General features: G+C 70.4%; 2 protein-coding genes. One reads left to right on the plus strand and one right to left on the minus strand.

Going from position 1 to position 2,341, the window contains the following annotated elements; genetic code table 11:
* Nucleotides 1-39: 39 nt before the first annotated feature.
* Nucleotides 40-657: a hypothetical protein gene (locus VNO22_11210; protein HXG61937.1), complete on the minus strand. Its 618-nt coding sequence runs from the start codon at nt 655-657 to the stop codon at nt 40-42.
* A gap of 173 nt (nt 658-830) precedes the next feature.
* Here VNO22_11210 and VNO22_11215 point away from each other — a divergent pair.
* The coding region (locus VNO22_11215; protein ID HXG61938.1) for a protein kinase at nt 831-2,341 on the plus strand (1,511 nt) is incomplete at its 3' end.

Genomic DNA, 2,341 nt, shown 5'->3' on the forward strand with positions numbered 1-2,341 from the left:
CCGCCGATTCCCCCTCCGGATTTTTCTCCGGGCGCCGGGCTATTTGCGGGCGGCGGGAGCGGCCGGGCGCGGCGCGGCGGGGGCGGGCTTCGGCGGAGCCGGCGGGGCCGCGTCGGCGGCGGGGGTCCCCTGGAGCGTCCGGACCGCGGCGGCGATCCGGCCCTCGGCGGCGTGCCGGGCCTCGGTTTCGCGCGCCAGGGCCCGTTCCGCCTGGAGGGCGCGCTCCTCCGCCTTGCGGAAGTGGGCGGTCTGTTCGGCCAGGGCCTTCTTGAGTTTCTCCTTGTCTTCGGACAGCAGGTTGTTTGAAAGCACCGCGGCGTCGAGCTTTCCCTGGAGATCCTTGAGGGCGGCCTCGAGCTTTCCGGCGTGCTCAAGCTGTTTGCGGGCGGCGGCGAGATCCCGCTCGAGGGCGTCGACGCGCGCCTTCAGGGCGTCCCGCTCGGCGACGGCCTTGCGGAATTCGGCCAGCTGCTGCTCGAGCTTGACGATGCGGGTCTTCTGCCGCTCCGCGTATTCGCGCAGAAGGCGATCGGGGTCTTCTTCCTCGGGAGCCCCGGCCGCGCGGGGGGCGGGGGCCGGAGCGGCGGCCTTGGCCGGCGGCGGAGCGGGCGGCCGAGGCACGTCCACTTTGGTCGAGTCCGTGGGCAGGCTGATCATGGGGACTTCATCGCCCATCGCATCACCCCCGTCAATGCCGTCCCGGCGCGGATGGCGCCTCCGGAAAACGTCTCAATTGTAGGGGGCGCCTCCGGCGAGTTCAACGAACATCCGCGCCGGAAACCGGGTTATAATGCGCGGATAAGCCCGGAGCGTTTCCTCCGGCGGCGGCCATGACGAACCCGTACGGCGATTTTCTGATCGGCCGGATCGCGCTGGAGCGCGGTCTGGTTTCCGTCCACCAGCTCGCCGACTGCCTGAGCGACCAGCAGGGGGCGGGCTCGGCCGACCCGCTCGGGACGATCATGCTCCGCAAGGGGCTCATCACCCAGCGCGATCTGGATACGCTTCTCGAGGAGCAGAAGAAGCGGCTGGCGGAAGCCCTGGAGCTTTCCGATCCGAAGCTCGAGGACGCTCTCCTCGGGCGCCTCCTCGTCCGGCAGGGGCTCGTCAAGGAAGCGCAGGTCTACGAGTGCCTGCGGGCCTCGGCGGAGCTGGGGGAATCCGGCCAGAAAGCCCCCCGCCTGGGCGAGCTTCTCGTGCGCAAAGGGTTTCTCACGCCCGATCTCTCCCGCCGTCTCGTGCCTCCGGACCGCCAGGGAGAAACCACGGAGGTGTTGCGTCGGGAGATGCCCGAGGAGGCGGTCCGGGCCGCGCGCGATCCCGTCCGGCAGTTCGCCGGCGGAAAGTATCTTCTCGTGCAGGAGGCGGGCCGCGGCGGCATGGGCGTGGTGTGGAAGGCGTGGCAGCCGGACCTGCGGCGATGGGTCGCGGTCAAGATCCTGGCGGGCACGCTCTGGACGGAGGTGGAGCTGAAGCGCTTCTACCGGGAAGCCCAGATGGCCGCCAGCCTCTCGCACCCCAACATCGCGTCGATCTATGAGGTCGGGGCCCACGAGGGGAAGCACTACATCGCCATGGAGTTCGTGGACGGCGACTCGCTGGCGCGCCTCATGGCGCCCCCGTCGGGCCGGCAGGGAACGACGCGCGCCGCCCGTCCCCTGTCTCCGCGACGGGCGATCGAAATCCTCCGGGAGGCCGCGCTGGCCGTCGAGTACGCCCACTCCAAGGGCATCATCCATCGCGACCTCAAGCCTCACAACATCATGGTCCAGCGTTCCGACGGACGCGTCTACGTGATGGACTTCGGGCTGGCCAAGCCGCTGCGCCCCGGCGATTCCATCTCGATGTCCGACACGATCGTGGGAACGCCGCACTACATGTCCCCCGAGCAGGCGCGGGGGGAGACCGTGGACCGGCGCTCGGACGTCTTCTCGCTCGGGGCGGTGCTTTTCCACGTCCTGACGGGTCGCCCGCCCTTCGAGGGCCATTCGCCCGCGGAGGTCATGATGTCGGTTCTGGCGGACGATCCGCCTTCCTTGCGCCGCCTGAATCCCCGGATTCATGCGGACGTCGAAACGATCTGTCTCAAGGCGCTCGAGAAGGACCGCGGCCGTCGATACGAATCGGCGCGGGCCCTGGCGGACGATCTGGGGCGCTACCTCGAAGGGGAGCCCATCTCGGCCCGGCCCCTTTCGGCGCGCGAGCGGCTCTGGAAGGCGGCCCGGAGGCGGCCCATCCTGTCGGCCTCGGCGGGCGCCCTTCTGGCGGCGGCGGCGCTCCTGGGACTGGGCCTGTGGGGACTGGACATGGAGCGGCGGGCCAAGTTCGCGGAGTTCGCCCG

The sequence above is a fragment of the Planctomycetota bacterium genome, assembly GCA_035574235.1.
Lineage (GTDB): Bacteria > Planctomycetota > MHYJ01 > MHYJ01 > JACPRB01 > DATLZA01.